The sequence below is a fragment of the Streptomyces sp. SS8 genome, assembly GCF_054072955.1.
The window spans coordinates 1-519 of the sequence record NZ_JBSVCZ010000069.1 but is presented as its reverse complement, the minus strand read 5'-3'; the positions used below and the strand labels follow the sequence as shown (position 1 = coordinate 519).

Annotated in this window: 1 protein-coding gene; it reads left to right on the top strand. The window is 69.6% G+C overall.

Translation table 11 applies throughout. The features are described from left to right. Window positions 1-70 precede the first annotated feature (70 nt). Window positions 71-484, top strand: a complete 414-nt coding sequence (locus ACW69E_RS27750; protein ID WP_237878592.1) for a DUF742 domain-containing protein — start codon at window positions 71-73, stop codon at window positions 482-484. The last annotated feature ends 35 nt before the right edge of the window (window positions 485-519 follow it).

Below are 519 nucleotides of genomic sequence, written 5' to 3'. Positions count from 1 at the left end.
TTAGTCCACGCTCCCCCCACACGAGCACTACAGTCCGCATCGTCGACCACATGCCTCGCTCGGAGGAGCCATGACCCCGCCGCCCGCCTCACCCAATCCGTACGGTGGCCTGAACGACCACGCGCCGTACGGCGGTGAGGGCGACCAGCCGCTGGTGCGGCCGTACGCCATGACCGGGGGCCGTACCCGGCCGCGCTACCAGCTCGCCATCGAGGCGCTGGTGAGCACCACCGCAGATCCGGCACAGCTCATGGGCCTGCTTCCGGAGCACCAGCGGATCTGCCACCTGTGCCAGGAGGTCAAGTCAGTGGCGGAGATCTCCGCGCTGCTCGCCATACCCCTGGGCGTGGCCCGTATTCTCGTGGCCGACCTGGCCGAGGCCGGGATGGTGGCCATCCATCAGCCGGGCAGCAGCAGCGAGCCCGGCGGCGCACCGGATGTGACACTGCTCGAAAGGGTGCTCAGTGGACTTCGCAAGCTCTAGCCCGCAGGCCGCCTACGGGGCCTCCTCGCAGCGTG